The following is a 16,931-nucleotide window of genomic DNA, read 5'->3' on the forward strand; positions in this document are numbered from 1 at the left end:
TCTCGCGCGTCGGCGCGGGGCCTGGTAGACCGGTGGGGTGAGCGCTGACCCCGAATCCGCACCCGAGGCCGAGCCGCTTCCCGGCAGCCCCGAACCGTCCGGGGAGGGCGGCCGGCCGCGTGTGACGTGCCGGATGTGCGGACGGCCGCTGCGCGACCGGCAGGCGCGGCTGTGGGGCCTGGGGGTGGAGTGCCGGGAGAAGCTGGCGGTGCGCACCGCCCCGGCGCCCGGACGCCGGGAGGTCGAGCAGGAGGCGCTGCCCGGGCTGTGAGCGCGCCGGAGCGCGGTCCCCGGACCCCCGGACGTGGCGCGGCGCCCGTGCTCCCCTCCGGCACGGGCGCCGCGCGGTGCGGGACGCTGCGGGGCGCGGTCAGCGCAGCAGGCGCAGGGGGACGGCGTTCGCCATCGCCTCCGCCCCGGCGTCGCTGGGGTGGAGGTGGTCGCCGCTGTCGTAGCGCGGCAGCAGGCGCTCGGGGTCGGCGGGGTCGCGCAGGGCCCGGTCGAAGTCGATCACCCCGTCGTACTCGCCGCTGGTGCGGATCCAGTGGTTGACGGCCCGGCGGGCGGCCTCCGTCTGGGCGCTGTGGAAGCCGAAGGTGTCGCCCTTGAACGGCAGGATGGTGCCGCCGTGGATCTTCAGTCCCCGCTCGTGGGCGCGGGCGATGAGCTGGCGGTGGGCGTCGATGATGTCCCGGGCGGTGACCTTCTCCGAGGGCGGGGCGGTGCCGGCGGCCGGGTGGCCGAGGTCGTTGACGCCCAGCAGGACGATGACGTGCTCGGCGCCGGGCCGGGCGGCCACGTCGCGGTCGAAGCGGCGCAGGGCGCTCTGGCCGAAGTAGGCCGCGTAGTCCTCGGCGCCGGAGCCGGCCGGGGGGTTGGGGTCGTGCAGCAGGCGGTTGCCGCTGACGCCCTGGTTGAGCACACCCCGCGGGTGGGGTCCGCGGGCCTTCGCCAGGCGCCGGGCGAGGAAGTCGGGCCAGCGGTGGTTGGCGTTCACCTCGGTGTCGGAGCCGTCGGTGATGGAGTCGCCGAGGGCGACGACGGCCGAGGCCTTCCCGGCCCCCCTGGAGCGGTCGGTGCTCACGCTCACGCCGGTCAGGAAGTACCAGCGGTCGATGGTGGCGGTCGGTGTGATGTCCGCGTGCCCGGTGACGTTGCCGGAGGCGACGTGGTTGTGCTGGAAGGCGAACGCGTGGACCGTCGAGCCCGGGGTGCGCTCGGGCAGGTGGATGCTCACCACCAGGTCGGAGCCCGCCGGCACCCGCAGGGAGACCGGGTCGCTGAGCACGGGCGCGCCCGCGGGGACGGTCACCGAGTCGCGTCCGCCGAAGGTGAGCGCGCGGTCGGTGCGCTTGTCGACGGCGGTGGGCCGGCCGTCCCCGGCGCGGTGGGCGATGCGGGCCTCGCCGATGACCAGGGGCCGGTCGCCGAACTCGTTCGACAGCCGGACGCGCACCCGGTCGCCGCCGATGCTGGTACGGACGGTCTGGCGGATGGTCTGGTCCTCGAACACGGTGGTGTCCGAGGCGGGGACGGCCGTGGGGGTGGTGGACCAGGTGCCCACCCGGGCACGGCCCGGGTGCTTGCCGCCCCGCTTGCCCGCGGCGCTCTCGGCGGTGCTCCCGGTGGTGCTCGCGCCGGATGCCGGGAGGGCGCCCGGCGCGGCGGGCGTGGCCGGCGCCGTGCCCAGGAGCAGGGCTCCGGTGAGCAGGGCGACGACGTAGCCGCCCGCCCGTCCCGCGCGGTTGCGGAGGAAGGCGAACCGCGCCGTGTTCGGTCTCATACGCGTCTCCCGGTGGCTTCGGAGGCTGGTCGGGCTGGTCGGGCTGGTCACGGGCGGTCTCAGCCGCGGCGGGCGGGCTTGTCGAAGCGCCATCCCTCGGCCCTGAGCCGGGGGATGGCCCGATCCACGGCCTCGACGGTCGCGCTGCGGTCGCCGCCGCCGTCGTGCAGCAGCACCACGGCCCCGGGTGTGACGCCCTCGGTGATGCGGCGGGCGAACTCGTCTGCGCCGTGCGGCTCCCAGTCGCCGATCACCAGCCGCCAGCCCAGCGGCTGCATCCCCATCGAGGCCGCCACCTGCGGCGTCTGCCCCCAACTGCCGTACGGGGCGCGGAAGTAGGGGATCCGGGCGCCCGGAGCGGCGCGGCGGATCGCGGCGTTGGTCCGCGCCAGGTCCGCCCGGATGTCCTCGGGGGACCAGGCGGCCATGTCGTCGTGGTGCATGGTGTGGTTGCACAGCGTGTGGCCGCCGGCGACGATCTTCCGGACCAGCTCGGGGTGCTCCTCGACGTGGTCGCCCCACAGGCAGAAGACCGCCTTGACGTGGTGCTTGCGCAGCACCTTCAGCAGGCGCGGGGTGTCGGCGGGGTTGGGTCCGTCGTCGAAGGTGAGGGCGACGGTCCTGCCGCCGTGGCGGGTGGTCTCGACGACGGTGTCGTTCGCCTGGCGGGCCTGGGCCGGACCCGTCGCGGCCAGGACGCCCAGGCACATGCCGCAGGAGAGCAGCAGGGGCATCGCCAGGCGGCGCAGCCGGCGCGCGCGCCGTGGACCTGCCGCTTCGCCTGCGGGTCTCGGGGAGGGTGTGGCGGTCGTGGTCAAGGCTGGTCCCTTTCCGGCGCTTCCGCCGGCCCCGGACTCCGTCGGCGGCCGGGCGGCGGCCCGTGCGGTTCTGCGGTTCTGCGGTTCTGCGGTTCAAGGTTTCCGGAAGATTTCCGGTCGAGCGGGGAGACCATAGGGAGACCCCGCGTCGGCGTCAAGGGCGGCCCACTTCCTGCGACGGACAGGTGTTCTCGCTGGTCAGGGCGGGTTTCGGCGCCCTCGCCGGGCCGATACGCCGCCCGGCGGCCGAAAGAACGCGGGGGGAAAGCGGAAAAAACGCACGGGTGTCGGGCCCGGGCGGCCGCACTCCCGACACCCGTCTGATGACCTGGGAGGAAGCCCGTGACACCGTCTCATCACGACACCGGCGCGCGCCCCACCGCGCCCCGGGCCGACGATCGGAGGACGCAGATGGGCCCGCGCCACCGGTTCGACCCCGAACTGGCCGCGGCGCTCCCGCTGATCCCCGAGGTGGAGCTGCTCGACCTCGACGCGGCACGGGCCTCGCAGGCCGCGCAGGTGGCCGAGGCGGTGGCGGCGGCCGACACCTCCGGTGTGGACGTCGGGGAGATCCGCGTGCCCGGGCCGGCCGGCGCGCCCGCGGTGCGGCTGCGGCTGTACCGGCCGCACGGCGCCCGCGGCCCGCTGCCCGCGGTGTACGCCATCCACGGCGGCGGCTTCATGCTGGGCTCGCCGGAGGTCGACCACGACTGGAACCTGCTGCTGTGCCGGCGGCTCGGAGCCCTGGTGGCCTCGGTCGACTACCGGCTGGCGCCCGAGCACCCCTTCCCCGCGCCCCTGGAGGACTGCTACGCCGGGCTGTGCGGACTGGTGGAGCGGGCCGGGGAGCTGGAGGTGGCGCCCGAGCGGATCGCCCTGTGGGGCGACAGCGCCGGGGCGGGGCTCGCCGCCGGGCTGGCCCTGCTCGCCCGCGACCGGGGCGGTCCGGCCGTCCGCTTCCAGCACCTGTGCTCCCCCGCGCTCGACGACCGGCTCTCCACCCCCAGCGCGCGGCGGTTCACCGACACGCCCGTGTGGAACCGGCGCAACGCCGCGATCAGCTGGGACGCGTACCTGGGGCACGGGATGCGGGACACCGCCGGCGTCTCCCCGTACGCCGCCCCCGCCCGCGCCGGGGTGATCGAGCTGGCGGGCCTGCCGCCCGCGTACGTGTCGGTAATGGAGTTCGACCCGTTGCGGGACGAGGGCGTCGACTACGCCCGCGCCCTGCTGGCCGCCGGGGTGCCCGCCGAACTGCACCTGATCCCCGGCACCTTCCACGGCGCGTGGGCGGTGGAGCACGCCGCCGTCATCCGGCGGGCGACGGCCGAGGCCGTCGAGGTGCTGCGCGGGGCGCTGGGCGGCCCCGGGCCGGTGGGGCCGGTGAGGGGGTGAGGGCTCAGCCGTCCCCCTTGTCGGCGTTACCGGCGTTACCGGCCAGCCGCAGGGCGTACAGCGCGAGCTGGGCGCGGAAGCGGTCCTGCGGGTCGCGCAGCCGCCAGCCCATCTCCTTCTCCACACGCGCCAGGCGGGCGGCCACCGAACTGTGGTGCAGGTGCAGTTCGGCGGCGGCCTGCCGCAGCGAGCCGGTGCGGCAGAACGCGGCCAGGGCCGCCAGCAGCTCACCGCCCGGCCGGGCCTGCCCGGTGGCGGGGCCGCCGCGCTCACCGTGCGCCGGATCCCCCAGCCGCCCCAGCCGCCGTACGTCGGCCTGGGCGCGCAGCCGCTCCACCGGGATGTCGGCCAGCAGTGCGAGGGGGCCGAGTTCGTCGTGGTCGGCCACCGCCTCCGCCCGTGCGCCCGCCACCGCGAACCGCAGGGCCGAGCGGGCCTGTGCCCAGGAGGTGTGGGCGTCCAGCGGGTCGGCGCCGGATCCGATCCCGACGCGCGTGCCCGGGGCCGGCCCGCGGGCCGTGCCCCGGTCGCGGGCGCGTTCGCGCATCGCCGCCCGCAGCTCGGCGGCCGGTGAGGCGGTGCCGGTACAGGTGCCGTCCGGGCCGGACGCCCCCTCCCCGCCCGGCGCCCCCTCCCCGCCGGGCGTACCGCCCCGGCGCTGCACCAGCACCGCTCCCAGCGAGCCGACCCGCGCCACCCGGACGGCGCCCCGCAGCGCGCCGCGCCCCAGCAGCGCGACGGCCTCCACCCCGGCGTCCGTCCCCGTACCCGCTCCCGCGTCCGCCCCCGTGTCCGCCGCCACCGCGATCACCCGCAGCGGTGTCCCCGGCTCCAGGCCCAGCAGCCGCAGGGCGCGTGCGCGGTCCTCGACGGCCTCCCGGCCGGACAGCACCAGTTCGACCAGCGCCGGGTCGGCGGCCCGGGGGGTGCGGGCCGGTCGGGGACGGCCGGCCAGCACCCGGGCGGCGATGGCCATCCACTCCAGCACCAGTTCGTCGAACGGCCCCGGCACTCCGGGGCGTTCCAGCCACACTCGACCGGCCGGCTCCAGATCCACCCGGCCCGAGACACACCCGGGCGCGCCCGCCAGGGCGGCGCCGTCCGGGGCGAACCGCACCGTGCGGCCGTCGGGCAACTCCAGCCCGGCGGCGCACCCGGCAAGCCCGGCCGTGGACCGCGTCAGGGTCACCGGGTCCAGCGCACCGCCGAGCAGCGCCTCGAAGTGGGCGATCACGCGTACGGCGGTGGCGGCGTCCGCGTCCAGCGCGGACAGCCGCAACATCAGTCCCTTCACGTTCCGCAGTCTAGGAAGGAGACGGACTTGACCGACAGATCCGTGTGCAAGGCGGCACGGGAATCCGGAGGACGCCCGGCCGGATCACGCCTGACGGCACTGCTGGGAGGGGTGCTGCCCATCGTGGCGGCCCTTCTTCTGGCCCTCGCCGCGCCCCCGGCCTCCGCCGCTTCGCTGACCGAGGTGACGAACTTCGGCAGCAACCCCAGCAATCTGCGCATGCACCTGTACGTGCCCGACGGCGTCCAGGAGCGTCCGCCGGTGCTGGTGGCGGTGCACTACTGCACCGGCTCCGGCCCGGCGTTCCACTCCGGCACCGAGTTCGCCTCGCTGGCCGACCGTTACGGGTTCGTCGTGGTCTACCCGTCGGCGACCCGCAGCGGCAACTGCTTCGACGTCTCCTCGCCGCAGGCGCTGCGGCGCGACGGGGGCAGCGACCCGGTGGGCATCCGCTCGATGGTGGGCCATGTGCAGCAGCACCTGAACGCCGACCCGGACCGGGTCTACGTCACCGGCGCCTCCTCGGGGGCGATGATGACCAACGTCCTGGTGGGCAACTACCCGGACGTGTTCAAGGCCGGCGCGGCCTTCATGGGCGTGCCGCACTCCTGCTTCGCCACCACCGACGGCTCGGGCTGGAACAGCGCCTGCGCGAACGGCGCCGTGGACAGGACGCCTCGGCAGTGGGGCGACCTGGCGCGCGGTGCGTACCCCGGCTACAGCGGCCCGCGGCCCCGGATGCAGATCTGGCACGGCACCGAGGACAGCACCCTGCGCTACCCCAACTTCAACGAGCAGATCGAGCAGTGGACAAACGTCCACGGGGTGAGCCCGACGCCCGCGTACACCGACCGGCCGCAGTCGAACTGGGTCCGCACCCGCTACGGCGGCACCGGTGAGCAGGCCCCGGTGGAGGCCGTCAGCGTCCAGGGGGCCGGGCACTCGCTGCCCGTCGGCGGCATGGCGGCCCGGGCCATCGCGTTCTTCGGCCTGGACGGCACCGGCTCCACGGATCCCGACCCGGATCCCGACCCGGATCCCGACCCGGATCCCGAGCCCGAGCCGGGGGCCTGCCGGGTCGCCTACACCACCAACGCCTGGAACACCGGGCTGACCGCGTCCATCACCGTCACCAACACCGGCAGCGCGCCGCTGAACGACTGGTCGCTCTCCTTCGGCCTGCCCGCGGGCCAGACCATCGTCGCCGGCTGGGGTGCGAGCTACAGCCCGGGCAGCGGTGCGGTGACCGCCAGGCCCGCCTCGTACAACTCCACCCTGGCGGCCGGGGCCAGTGTGCAGATCGGCTTCCAGGCGAGCCACACCGGCGACACCGGCGAGCCCGCCTCCTTCACCCTGGACGGCGCCGCCTGCACCACCGTCTGACGCCTGCGGGCGGGACGGCACCGGCCCCGGCGGGGATCCCCGCCGGGGCCGGTGCGTCCGGGTGCGCGCGGACGTGTGCCGCCGCAGGATCAGCGGACGGCCGGCTGGTCGAACGTGTAGCCCTGCGCCTTCAGCCGCGGGATGGTCTGGTCGACGGCCGAGACGGTCTGGCCGCGGTCGCCGCCGCCGTCGTGCATCAGCATCACGGCCCCGGGCGTGACGCGCTGCATGATCCGGTTGACCAGCTCGCCCGTGCCCGGCGGCTGCCAGTCGCCGATGTCCGCCCGCCAGCCCAGCGGCTGCATCCCCATCGAGGCCGCCACTTGCGGGGACTGACCCCAACTGCCGTACGGGGCGCGGAAGTAGGTGATCTGCGCGCCCGGAGCGGCCCGGCGGATCGCGTTGTTGACCTGCTCCAGGTTCTGTCGTATCTGCTGCTGGGACCAGCCGCCCATGTCCTGGTGGGCCATGGAGTGGTTGCACAGCCGGTGGCCGTCGGCGGCGATCCGGCTCACCAGGTACGGGTACTGCCGCACATGGTCGCCCCACAGGCAGAAGGTCGCCTTGACGTTGTGCTTGCGCAGCACCTCCAGCAGGCGGGGAGTGTGGGTGGGGTCGGGGCCGTCGTCGAAGGTGAACGAGACGGTCCGGCCGCCGCTCTGGGTGTAGGTGATGACGGTGCCGTCCACGGCCTGGACCGGGCCCGCCGTGGCCAGGGAGCTCATGCAGAGGCCGGCGGCGAGCAGCAGGGGTGCCGCGAGGCGGCGCAGACGGCGCGGGCGGCGCGGGCGGTTCGGGCGGCCTGCGGCGGTCTTCGCGGTGGTGCTCGTCGTCCTGTTCACATCGGGTTCCTTCCTGGTGCGCGGCCGGGCCCGGCTCTCCTCGTCCGGGAGTGCTCCGGCCCGGCTCGCGGTGGGGGGCGGGAAACGTGGGGGGAGAGAAACCTTCCGGAATTCTTCCGGTAGAACGAGGAGACCATAGGGAGCCCCCAACCGGCCGTCAAGAACCCGGGGTTACCCGAACCCGAGCGCGTTCCCGCAGGTCGGAACGGGAGGGAGCGACCCTTTTCGGCGGGTCGGCGGCCGGAGAAACGGACGGTCGTCGGATCGGGGACACCCTCCCTCCGCCGCCCGTCTGCCACCGCCCCCGCCGATAGCAGAGTTGCAGAATTATGCAATTCGATAGATGCTTCACAGTGCAAGTCCTCTGCCCGAGGACCCGAGGACACCCGCCGCGGCCCACCGGGCCGGGGCGAACGACGAGGAGACCGAGGTTCCCGTGCCGGTTCCGCTGTACCAGGCCAAGGCCGAGTTCTTCCGGATGCTGGGGCATCCGGTCCGCATCCGCGTCCTGGAGCTGCTCCAGGACGGCCCGAAGCCGGTACGCGACCTGCTGGCCGCCATCGAGGTGGAGCCGCCCAACCTCTCGCAGCAGCTCGCGGTGCTGCGCCGCTCGGGCATCGTCACCGCCACCCGCGAGGGCTCCACCGTGGTCTACGAGCTGGCCGGCGGGGACGTCGCGGAGCTGATGCGGGCCGCGCGCCGGATCCTGACCGAGATGCTCGCCGGGCAGAACGAGCTCCTGGCGGAACTGCGGGACACCCCCCAAGCCGACCCCCAAGCCGACCCCCGGGCCGCCTCTCGGGCCGTCGCCCCGGCCGCTTCCCGGGCCACCGCCGAAGCCCGCGAAGGCGGCGCCGAGTGAGCACCGCCTCCGGCCCGGCCCGGTCGGCCCTGGCCGCATGCCGCTCCCTGCTGCCCACCCGCTCCGACCTCGCCGCCATGCGCGCCCACCCCCGGCAGGACCTCCTGGCTGGGCTGACGGTGGCCATCGTGGCGCTGCCGCTGGCCCTGGGCTTCGGTGTCTCCTCCGGGCTCGGCGCCGAGGCCGGACTGGCCACCGCCGTGGTGGCCGGCGCCCTGGCGGCCCTCTTCGGCGGCTCCAACCTCCAGGTCTCCGGGCCCACCGGTGCCATGACGGTCGTCCTCGTCCCGATCACCGCCGCGCACGGCCCCTCGGGCGTGCTGACCGTCGGCCTGCTGGCCGGACTGTTCCTGGTGGCGCTCGCCCTGGCCCGCGCCGGCCGCTGGATGCGGTACGTGCCGGCGCCGGTCGTGGAGGGCTTCACCCTCGGCATCGCCTGTGTGATCGCCCTCCAGCAGGTGCCCGGCGCCCTGGGGGTGCCCGTGCCCGAGGGCGACCGGGTGGCGGCCGTCGCCCGGCAGGCGGTCGTGGAGTTCGCCCGGGAGCCGAACTGGACGGCCGTCGCGCTCGCGCTGTCCGTGGCCGCCGTGATGCTGGCCGGCGCCCGGTGGCGGCCCACCGTCCCGTTCTCCGTCGTCGCGGTGGCCGCCGCGACCGCCGTGACCGAGGTGCTCCGCCTCGACGGCGCCGAGCCGATCGGTGACCTGCCGCCCGGTCTGCCCGCGCCCTCGCTGTCCTTCCTCGACCTCTCGTCGCTGTCCTCGCTGCTCGCCCCGGCGGTGGCCGTCGCCGCGCTGGCCGCCCTGGAGTCGCTGCTGTCGGCCTCCGTGGCCGACGGCATGACGGTGGGTCAGCGGCACGACCCGGACCGGGAGCTGTTCGGGCAGGGCCTGGCCAACATCGCCTCCCCGCTGTTCGGCGGGGTGCCCGCCACCGGCGCCATAGCCCGCACCGCCGTCAACGTGCGCGGCGGTGCCCGCTCGCGGCTGGCGGCGCTGGCGCACGCCGGTGTGCTCGCCCTCGTCGTCCTGGCCGCGGCCCCGCTGGTCTCCCGCATCCCGCTGGCCGCGCTGGCCGGTGTGCTGCTGGCCACCGCCGTGCGCATGGTGGAGGTCGGATCGCTGCGGGCGATCACCCGCGCCACCCGCTCCGACGCGGCCGTCCTGGTCCTGACCGCGGTGACGACCCTGGTGCTGGACCTGGTGTACGCGGTGATCGCCGGCCTGCTCGTCGCGGGCGCCCTCGCCCTGCGGGCGGTGGCCCGGCAGGCCCGCCTGGACCAGGTTGACGTCACCGGCGACATCCCCGGCGGGCACGACGAGGAGGAACGCGCCCTGCTGGCCGAGCACATCGTCGCCTACCGCCTGGACGGGCCGCTGTTCTTCGCCGCCGCCCACCGCTTCCTGCTGGAGCTGTCGGAGGTCGCCGACGTGCGCGTGGTGATCCTGCGCATGTCGCGCGTGACGACGGTGGACGCCACCGGTGCCCTCGTACTGAAGGACGCGATCGACAGGCTGCACCGGCGCGGCATCACCGTGCTGCTCTCCGGGGTCCGCCCCGAACAGCGCCGCGCCCTGGAGTCCGTCGGCGCGCTGGACGCCGTCAGCCCCGGGGACCGGGACTGGCCCAGCACCCCCGAGGCGATCCGCGGCGCCCGCGAGCACCTGTACGGGGCCGGGGTCCTGCCCGCCCCCGCCGCTCCCCCGCCGCCCGCCGCGCGGCCGCTACCGTGAGGCGCATGGAGATCTGGATCAATCCCGCCTGCTCGAAGTGCCGCGGCGCGGTGAAGCTGCTGGACGCGGAGGGCGCCGAGTACACCGTCCGCCGCTATCTGGAGGACCCGCCGACCGAGGAGGAGCTGCGCACCGTGCTGGAGCGGCTCGGCCTGGAGCCGTGGGACATCACGCGGACGCAGGAGGCCGAGGCGAAGGAGCTCGGCCTGAAGTCCTGGCCGGAGGAGCCCGCCTGGCGGGACCGCTGGATCGCCGCGCTGGCCGGGCACCCGCGGCTGATCCAGCGTCCGATCATCACCGCCGACGACGGCTCGGCGGTCGTGGGGCGCAGCGAGGAGGCCGTGCGCGACGCGCTCTCCCGCTAGTGCCGCGTCCCCGCCGCGCCGACACCGCACCGGACACCGCGCCGGACACCGCACCGGCCCGGGCCGCCGTCCCGGCCGTCATCCCGGCTGAACGCGTCCCCACAGGCGCCGCCACAGGCCGGCCGGCCCGCGGCCCGGTTCCGTACGCGCCGCCCCGTTCGCGCCGTCCGGGGCGGACGGCGCGTCCGGGGTTCCGGCGCCCGCGGCCGTTCCCGGCCGGCGCCCGCCGTGTGGGCCGGACAGCCGGGCGGGGGCACCGCGCCGGCGGCCGGGGCCCCGCCGTGCGCGTCGGTGGACGGGCCGGGGCGGGGGCCCGCGTGCGGCAGGCCGGTCCGGGGAAGGGCGGTGTGTTCACAGGACCTCCCGGGTCGCGGTGGCAGAGTCGTGGAGGTGGCGCATCAGCGTCAGCAGGTCCTCGCGCCGCGGGCCGGGCGGCGTTTTACAGTCGTCGCAATCCATCGATCAGCGCTTTCAGGATCTCGACGTCGGGGTCCGCGGCCGCCGTGTGCGCCGCGCGGGTCTGCCGCGCCTCCACCAGACAGTCGCCGATCAGGTCCGCCAGCAGCACCTGGACGGCGCTGAACGGCAGGTCCAGGTACGCGGACAGTTCGGCCACGGAGAGCGGGCCGGCGCACATGCGCAGGATGGAGACGTGCTCGGGGCGCATCCCCGGCTGCGGCTCGGAGCAGGCCACGATCAGCGTGACCAGGTCGAGCACCCGCGCCTCCCCGGCCTCGGTGCGCCCGCCGGTGACGATGTACAGGGGAACGGGCGTGCCCTCCTCCCAGTCCCGCCCCCCTCCTCGGCCGTCCCCGCTCACGGAGCCCGCTCGGGGGCCCGGGGCGGGCTGGCGAGGTGGTCACCGATCCTGATGACCAGATCCCTCATCCGTCGGCTCATCAGTCCGGCGTCCACCCCCTCGTCGGCGGCCACCGACTGCGCCAGGCTCTTGAGACCGGAGGACGCCGCGGCCGGCCGGTCGGCCGCGTCCTTGTCGGCGCCCCACCGGGCCATGCACAGGCCGTCGGCGGAGAGCAGGACGGTGTGCCGGGTGCGGGGGACGGTGACGGCCAGGTCCTTGAGCACCCAGTCCATGTTCCTGAGTCGCTGCTGCGTCGTCACGTGCAGATCACCTGATTCCACTACTGGTTTCACGACTCGTCGCCGGCCGCGGGCCGGTCCGGTGCCCACCGGGGCGCCGGGGTCGTCGGGTGCGGAGGCGGGGCCGTGTTCCCGCCGGGTTCGGCGCCGCCGGGCCCGGCGAAGAACGCGCCCGTCCACAGCCCCGTGTCGGGGTGGGTCTCCAGGGGCGACCTCCCGGCCGCCTCCGCGCCCTGCGCCCCGGACACCCCGTACCCGCCGCCCAGGGTCCCCGTGCCGCCCGCCCCGGTCGTGGGGACGGCGGCGCGTCGGCGGCGCTGCGGCAGCCCGTTGGCGTTCCGCTCGACGACGGCCGGTTCGCCGTCCGCGTCCGCCCCGGCGGCGGGCCATGGCCGGGGCGCGGGCGGAGGCCCCGCCGGATGCGTGGGCGCGGACGGTCCGGCCATGGCCCGCTGCCGGGTCACCGGCCCGGGAGGGTGGCCGCCGACCCGGGCACAGGCCTCCATGGGCAGCGCGGTGAGCAGGTCGTGCGGGACGAAGACGACCGCGCGCACCCCGTCGCAGGTCGAGGGCCGCAGGGAGATCCGCAGCCCCAGGCGGCCCGCCAGGACGCCCGCCACGCGCAGGCCCATACGGGCCGTCTCGCCGAGGTCCTCCAGGTCCAGCCCGTTCTGCGCCTGGGTGAGCAGGAACTCGGCGTGCCGGCGGGTCTCCTCGGTCAGGCCCACCCCCTTGTCCTCGATGGAGACCTCGATGCCCGAGGCCACCTCCTCGGTGTTGACGACCACCTTGGTGCTGGGCGGCGAGTAGCGGGTGGCGTTGTCCATCAGCTCGCTGAAGACCAGACTCAGCGGCTCGACCGCCGGGCCGGGCACCGCGATCTCGGCGATCCGGTGCAGTTCGATGCGCAGGTACTCGGCGATGGGGGCGCTGCCCGCGCGCAGCACGTCGTAGAGGGAGACGGGCTTCTGCCACTGGCGCGCGGGGCTGCCGCCGCCGAGGACGGCCAGGCTGGTGGCCACGCGGCCGGCGACGTTGACGCCGTGCTCCAGGTGCATCAGGTCGCCGAGGATCTCGGGGGCCGGGTGCTTGAACTGCATTCTGCGCAGGTCGGCCTGGAGGCGGTGGATCTCGGCCTGGATGCGGCAGGCGATGTTGACGATCGCGCGGCGGGCGGAGTCGCGCTGGAACTCGCGGTCCTGGACCGCCCTGACCACGGTGCCGGTCAGCTTCTCGTGGGCGGTCACCAGCCGCGGGTCGGAGTCGGCGGGGTGCAGCGAGGGGGGCAGTACGTCACCGGGCGCCTCGCCGCGCTGCACGGCCTCGACGACGGGCGGCATGATCTCCAGGCAGTAGTGCTCCAGGTCGGCGAGCTGGCGTTCCGCGCGCTGCCGGGCGGCGGTGATCTCGCGGCCCCGGCGGACCACCTCGCAGGCGGCCGCGGCCACCGCGAGCGTCGCCGCTGCTCCGCACCAGGCGACCGCGGCACGGGCCGGGGCGGTGACGAAGAGCGCGGCCAGGGCCGTGCAGGCGGCCACCAGTACGGGGGAGGCGAGCCACAAGCCCCCGGGAGAGGGGCGTCGGCCTCCCGTCAACGAGCCGGCGGGCTCCATGGGCATCCTCTGGCGTTGGGGTGGACGGTGGGACGGACTGTGGGGCGGGCGGTGCTCCGGGCGGCGGACGCGGCGCGGATGATGTGCCCGGGGCTCATGCCCCGGGCATACACCCCTCGCGGAGAGAGGGGGTCCGGCCCCGTCGGCCCCTGGCCGCCCCGCTTCGGGGCATGTCGGCGCCGAGGCACCGCACACGGCGGCGACAACCCGTGACGGGAGCACCTCGCTGCGTGACAGGGAGCATAGGGGCATCCGGCGAGCCGTCGCAGAGACTTGACAAACACCTTCTGAACATGCGGCGACACAGTGGGTAATGGCACGGGCGTTACGGCCCGAGCCTGCGCTTTCGTTCCGCTTTGAGCGGGTGTACACCCCGCCATCCCTTGGCCGGAGCAGGACGTCTGTTCCCCCACCCACCGGGGTGAAAGCCGCGCGGTCCGCGGTCTTCCGGGGGCGCGGGAAAACGCGGGAAAGTACGGAAAGCGGCCCCGCCGAAGGTGTCGGATGGGGCAGTGTGCGGTCACCCTCTCCGTGGGACGACAGGGGGGCGAGGATGAGCAGTTTCGGTACGCACCGGGCCCGTGTGCACGACGCGGCACGGCCCGCGCACCGCCGGCTGAGCGATCTGCGGACGTGCCTGCAGCACTTCGCTCCGTACGGCTTCCGGGCGACGTATCACCATCTGCGCGGGAGCGCGGGCATACCGGGCAGGCCCGAGAGGGACCCGGATTCGCTGGTGCGGGCCGTCGAGGAGCTCCACGCGGCCCGGCAGGTGTGGCTGGCCGCCGAGGCCGCGTACGCCGGGCGCCGGGTGCGCGAGAAGCGCGCGGGCAGGCGGCAGCCCGGCCGCGCCGAGGCCTGGCAGGCACAGCGGCGCCGGTGGCACAGCCTGGCCTACTGCCCCGACCCCCGGCGCCACCCCGCCGAGCCGCTGCCGGTGGTGGTGCGCCGTGTGCTGTGCGCCCGGCCGCCCGGCCGCCCGGAGCCGGGCGGCCCGCCGGTGTGCTGGGTGTGCGCCGGACCGGCCGGCACCGAGCTGTGGCGCGACGGCTACTGGACGTACACGCTGTGCGCCGGCTGCGGGGTGAGCCTGCGCCGGGAGTGACGCGCCCTCAGACCGTCCGGGGCCCGGTCGCCTGCGCCCCGGCCGCGCGGAAGCGGCACAGCAGCTCGCGGGCCGGGGCGCTCTCCCCGTCGAAGGCCGGCCACTCCCGGGCCCCGCCGGGTCCGAGGACCAGGGCGGTGTGGCAGCGGAAGCAGAAGGCGATGTCGCGGGCGTCTCCGCCGGCGGTGTGGAGGCGCAGGCCGTAACGGGGGATGAAGCAGCGCATCCGCTCCCCGGCGGGCAGGGCGGCGAGGAGGCCGAGGAGTTCCTCGGCCTCATCCCCGTCCCACAGACCGAACTCCTCGCCCGGCACCGCCTCCGACCACGAGGTGTGGCCGAGGGGCTCACCGACGCGGAGGGCCTCGACGAGGACCACCGGCTCGCCGAGCCGGTCGAGCACGGACGCGAAAGGGGCCGGCGGCCGCACGGGGTCAGTCCCGGCCGGGCGTGAGCCGAGCCCCGTCGAGCCGGGCCTCGGCCGCCGCGAGGATCTCCGTCACCCGCACCCCGAACCGTATGTCGCACGGGTGCGGCCGGCCGGTGCGGGCCGAGGCGATCAGGGCGTCCACGGCGTGGCCGAGGGCGGCGACCGCGTCCGTCTCCCCCTCCGGCAGCTCCGCCGCGCCCGCGGTGCCGCGCAGTTCCACCCGGGTCACGGACGCCGCGGGCGCGACGGCGAGGCCGAGCGCACAGGTGCTGGAGGCGCCCGAGGCGTGGCTCAGGGCGAGCTGGACGGTCTGCCCGGCGCCTGAGACGGCGGCCACCGACCCGTCGAGGTCGGCCACGTCGCCGAGCACCGGCAGCAGCATGGACAGGGCGTGCGGGCCGACGTCCCACAGCCCGCCCTTCTCCCGCCGCCAGGGCGAATCGGCGAACGGGCTGGGCTCGGCGCCCTCGGCGAGGATGCCGCCGAGCCAGTCGGCGCGGCCGAGCTGCCAGCCGCCCGTCCGCTTCCGCTCCTCCAGCCATGCCGCCGTCTCGGGCCAAAAGCGCAGGGTGAAGAAGACCACCGAGGCCACCTTGGCCGCCTCGGCCGCGCGGGCGATCTCGCGGGCGCCGGAGACGGTGGTGGCCACCGGCTTGTCCAGCAGCAGATGGCGGCCGGCCTCGGCGGCCCGTACGGCCAGGGGCGCCTGTATGTCCGGGGGGAGCGCCACGGCGACCGCGTCGCAGTCCTCCAGCAGCGCGTCCACGTCGTCGTAGGGGCGGCCGCCGAACCGTTCGGCGATGTCCGCCGCCGCCTGTGGCCTGCGGCCCCACACCCCCGCCAGCTCGGCGTCGGGGTGGGCGAGCAGTGCGGGGCCGTAGGCGAGTCGTGCCCAGGGGCCGGTGCCGAGCAGGCCGAATCTCATGTCGCGGTGTCTCCTTGGCTGTGCGGGTGGCCGTACCGGTCGCTGTACCGGTAAAGACCGGCGGGAGCGCCGCCCACCCTGCCAGACGGCCGCCGGTGCGTGACACCCCGCTCCGGCCGGCGGGCGGCGGCACGCGGGCGGAGGGCGGCACGCGGGCGGGGCGGGCTCCTCCGTAAGGGGGGCGGCCGCCCCGCCCCGGCGGTGCTTCGCGCGAAAGCGGGTACCCGGCCCCGCATGGCAGTGCGACATGTGTGGGTGAACAGGAAGCCCGAGAGGGTGTGGAGCGTCCTCAGCGACGCCGAGCAGTACCAGAAGTGGGTCGTGGGCACCCGGGAGACCCATGAGTCGGAGGGCCACTGGCCCGAGGTGGGCACCACCCTGCGCTACACGATCGGCATGGGGCCGCTGACCGAGCGCGGTCATACGATCGTCCGCCTCTGCGAGCCGCCCGGGCGCCTGGAGCTGGAGGCGTCGGCGGGGCGGCTGGGCACGGCACGCATCGCCATCTCGGTGCAGCCGTGGGGCGAGGGCTCGCTGATCGCCATGGACGAGCATCCCCTGCGCGGCGCGGTGGCCCGGCTGCACACCGCGCCCATGGACGTGGCGCTCCAGCTGCGGCACCGGCTGATGCTGTCGCGGCTGCGGAACGTGGTGGAGTCCGGGCGGAGCAGGGCCGACCGGGAAGCGGGGAGGCACGCGTGACGGACAAACGCACCGGCGATCGTGCCGCCGGTAGGCCCGGGGACGACCCCGACGACCGGCCCGACCGGGCGCACCGCCGCCCGCCGGGCGTGGACGACGCCACGGTCGAGGCCGTCGGCAAGGTCACCGAGGCGCTGGAGGCGACCGAGCGGGCGCGCGGCCACCTGTACTCCTTCCACCAGATGACCGGCCGCTCCGACCTGCTGCTGGGCGAGGCGGTGGAGCTGCTGCGCGGGGCCGGGCACGCCGAGGAGGCGGAGCTGCTGGAGACCGAGGTGCTGGGCCGCAACGTGATTCCGGGCCACTGGACCTTCCAGATCGTCGAGGGCTACGACTCGCACTACTACAGGCCGTTCGCGCGACTGGAGGAGCGGGTGCGCGACCGGCTGACGGGTGGTCTGAAGCATCTGTACGAGGCGGAGATGAAGGAGGCCCGGCGCACCCACGGCCATCCCGCCCACACCGCACACCCCGACACCCGGCCTCCCGGCACCGCACCCCCCGGCACCGCCCCGCCCGGGTCCTGACCGCCGCGCCGGCCCGCTCCCGCACTCCCGCGCCACCGCACACCCGCCGTTTCACA

Annotated in this window: 18 protein-coding genes; 9 read left to right on the plus strand and 9 right to left on the minus strand. The window is 75.7% G+C overall.

What is annotated here, in order from left to right; translation table 11 throughout:
- The first annotated feature begins 37 nt into the window (after positions 1 to 37).
- Complete coding sequence (locus BM237_RS28935; RefSeq protein ID WP_139238061.1) at positions 38 to 271, plus strand: DUF6011 domain-containing protein; 234 nt, start codon at positions 38 to 40, stop codon at positions 269 to 271.
- A gap of 99 nt (positions 272 to 370) precedes the next feature.
- On the opposite strand, the gene BM237_RS06325 is transcribed toward BM237_RS28935, so the two are convergent.
- The gene (locus BM237_RS06325; RefSeq protein WP_093848494.1) at positions 371 to 1,783 is read right to left on the minus strand and encodes an SGNH/GDSL hydrolase family protein; all 1,413 of its coding nucleotides are present in this window, start codon (positions 1,781 to 1,783) and stop codon (positions 371 to 373) included.
- Positions 1,784 to 1,842: 59 nt separating this feature from the next.
- On the minus strand, positions 1,843 to 2,601 hold the full coding sequence (locus BM237_RS06330) for a polysaccharide deacetylase family protein (protein ID WP_217655797.1): 759 nt from the start codon (positions 2,599 to 2,601) through the stop codon (positions 1,843 to 1,845).
- Between the two features lie 411 nt (positions 2,602 to 3,012).
- Between BM237_RS06330 and BM237_RS06335 the strand changes: the two genes are divergently transcribed.
- A complete protein-coding gene (locus tag BM237_RS06335) occupies positions 3,013 to 3,996 on the plus strand; it encodes an alpha/beta hydrolase (RefSeq protein WP_093848496.1) in 984 nt (327 codons plus the stop codon).
- Between the two features lie 4 nt (positions 3,997 to 4,000).
- On the opposite strand, the gene BM237_RS06340 is transcribed toward BM237_RS06335, so the two are convergent.
- The gene (locus BM237_RS06340) at positions 4,001 to 5,290 is read right to left on the minus strand and encodes a PucR family transcriptional regulator (RefSeq protein ID WP_093848497.1); all 1,290 of its coding nucleotides are present in this window, start codon (positions 5,288 to 5,290) and stop codon (positions 4,001 to 4,003) included.
- Positions 5,291 to 5,389: 99 nt separating this feature from the next.
- Between BM237_RS06340 and BM237_RS06345 the strand changes: the two genes are divergently transcribed.
- Complete coding sequence (locus tag BM237_RS06345) at positions 5,390 to 6,673, plus strand: extracellular catalytic domain type 1 short-chain-length polyhydroxyalkanoate depolymerase (RefSeq protein ID WP_217655805.1); 1,284 nt, start codon at positions 5,390 to 5,392, stop codon at positions 6,671 to 6,673.
- Positions 6,674 to 6,762: 89 nt separating this feature from the next.
- On the opposite strand, the gene BM237_RS06350 is transcribed toward BM237_RS06345, so the two are convergent.
- Entirely contained in the window at positions 6,763 to 7,515 is a 753-nt protein-coding gene (locus BM237_RS06350) for a polysaccharide deacetylase family protein (protein WP_217655798.1), read from the minus strand.
- Positions 7,516 to 7,951: 436 nt separating this feature from the next.
- Here BM237_RS06350 and BM237_RS06355 point away from each other — a divergent pair, with 436 nt between their 5' ends.
- The 3 genes from BM237_RS06355 (at position 7,952) to BM237_RS06365 (ending at position 10,475) form a co-directional block, all read left to right on the plus strand.
- Complete coding sequence (locus tag BM237_RS06355; protein WP_245793448.1) at positions 7,952 to 8,377, plus strand: ArsR/SmtB family transcription factor; 426 nt, start codon at positions 7,952 to 7,954, stop codon at positions 8,375 to 8,377.
- A gap of 77 nt (positions 8,378 to 8,454) precedes the next feature.
- The gene (locus tag BM237_RS06360; RefSeq protein WP_093848584.1) at positions 8,455 to 10,110 is read left to right on the plus strand and encodes a SulP family inorganic anion transporter; all 1,656 of its coding nucleotides are present in this window, start codon (positions 8,455 to 8,457) and stop codon (positions 10,108 to 10,110) included.
- Between the two features lie 5 nt (positions 10,111 to 10,115).
- Positions 10,116 to 10,475 carry an arsenate reductase family protein gene (locus BM237_RS06365; RefSeq protein WP_093848498.1) on the plus strand — a complete coding sequence of 120 codons (360 nt, stop codon included), beginning with the start codon at positions 10,116 to 10,118 and terminating at the stop codon, positions 10,473 to 10,475.
- Between the two features lie 439 nt (positions 10,476 to 10,914).
- On the opposite strand, the gene BM237_RS06370 is transcribed toward BM237_RS06365, so the two are convergent.
- From BM237_RS06370 to BM237_RS06380, 3 genes are read right to left on the minus strand one after another with little or no spacing between them, the layout of a single operon-like run.
- Positions 10,915 to 11,295, minus strand: coding sequence for a DUF742 domain-containing protein (locus tag BM237_RS06370; RefSeq protein ID WP_093848499.1), 381 nt, complete (start codon positions 11,293 to 11,295; stop codon positions 10,915 to 10,917).
- Entirely contained in the window at positions 11,292 to 11,570 is a 279-nt protein-coding gene (locus BM237_RS06375; protein WP_093848500.1) for a roadblock/LC7 domain-containing protein, read from the minus strand. Before BM237_RS06375 ends, BM237_RS06370 begins: the two co-directional genes overlap by 4 nt.
- 56 nt (positions 11,571 to 11,626) lie before the next feature.
- Positions 11,627 to 13,138, minus strand: coding sequence for an ATP-binding protein (locus BM237_RS06380; RefSeq protein ID WP_093848501.1), 1,512 nt, complete (start codon positions 13,136 to 13,138; stop codon positions 11,627 to 11,629).
- 604 nt (positions 13,139 to 13,742) lie between these two features.
- On the opposite strand from BM237_RS06380, the gene BM237_RS06385 reads away from it, so the two are divergent.
- A complete protein-coding gene (locus tag BM237_RS06385) occupies positions 13,743 to 14,294 on the plus strand; it encodes a hypothetical protein (RefSeq protein ID WP_139238062.1) in 552 nt (183 codons plus the stop codon).
- 7 nt (positions 14,295 to 14,301) lie between these two features.
- On the opposite strand, the gene BM237_RS06390 is transcribed toward BM237_RS06385, so the two are convergent.
- Both BM237_RS06390 and BM237_RS06395 read right to left on the minus strand, forming a co-directional pair.
- Positions 14,302 to 14,694, minus strand: a complete 393-nt coding sequence (locus tag BM237_RS06390) for a hypothetical protein (protein WP_139238063.1) — start codon at positions 14,692 to 14,694, stop codon at positions 14,302 to 14,304.
- Between the two features lie 31 nt (positions 14,695 to 14,725).
- Entirely contained in the window at positions 14,726 to 15,646 is a 921-nt protein-coding gene (locus BM237_RS06395) for a Gfo/Idh/MocA family protein (protein WP_093848504.1), read from the minus strand.
- Between the two features lie 234 nt (positions 15,647 to 15,880).
- Between BM237_RS06395 and BM237_RS06400 the strand changes: the two genes are divergently transcribed.
- Positions 15,881 to 16,348, plus strand: a complete 468-nt coding sequence (locus BM237_RS06400; protein WP_093848505.1) for an SRPBCC family protein — start codon at positions 15,881 to 15,883, stop codon at positions 16,346 to 16,348.
- Positions 16,345 to 16,875: a hypothetical protein gene (locus BM237_RS06405; protein WP_093848506.1), complete on the plus strand. Its 531-nt coding sequence runs from the start codon at positions 16,345 to 16,347 to the stop codon at positions 16,873 to 16,875. The genes BM237_RS06400 and BM237_RS06405 overlap by 4 nt, the downstream gene beginning before the upstream one ends.
- Positions 16,876 to 16,931: the final 56 nt, after the last annotated feature.

The organism is Streptomyces mangrovi, from assembly GCF_900114215.1.
Classification (GTDB): domain Bacteria; phylum Actinomycetota; class Actinomycetes; order Streptomycetales; family Streptomycetaceae; genus Streptomyces; species Streptomyces barkulensis.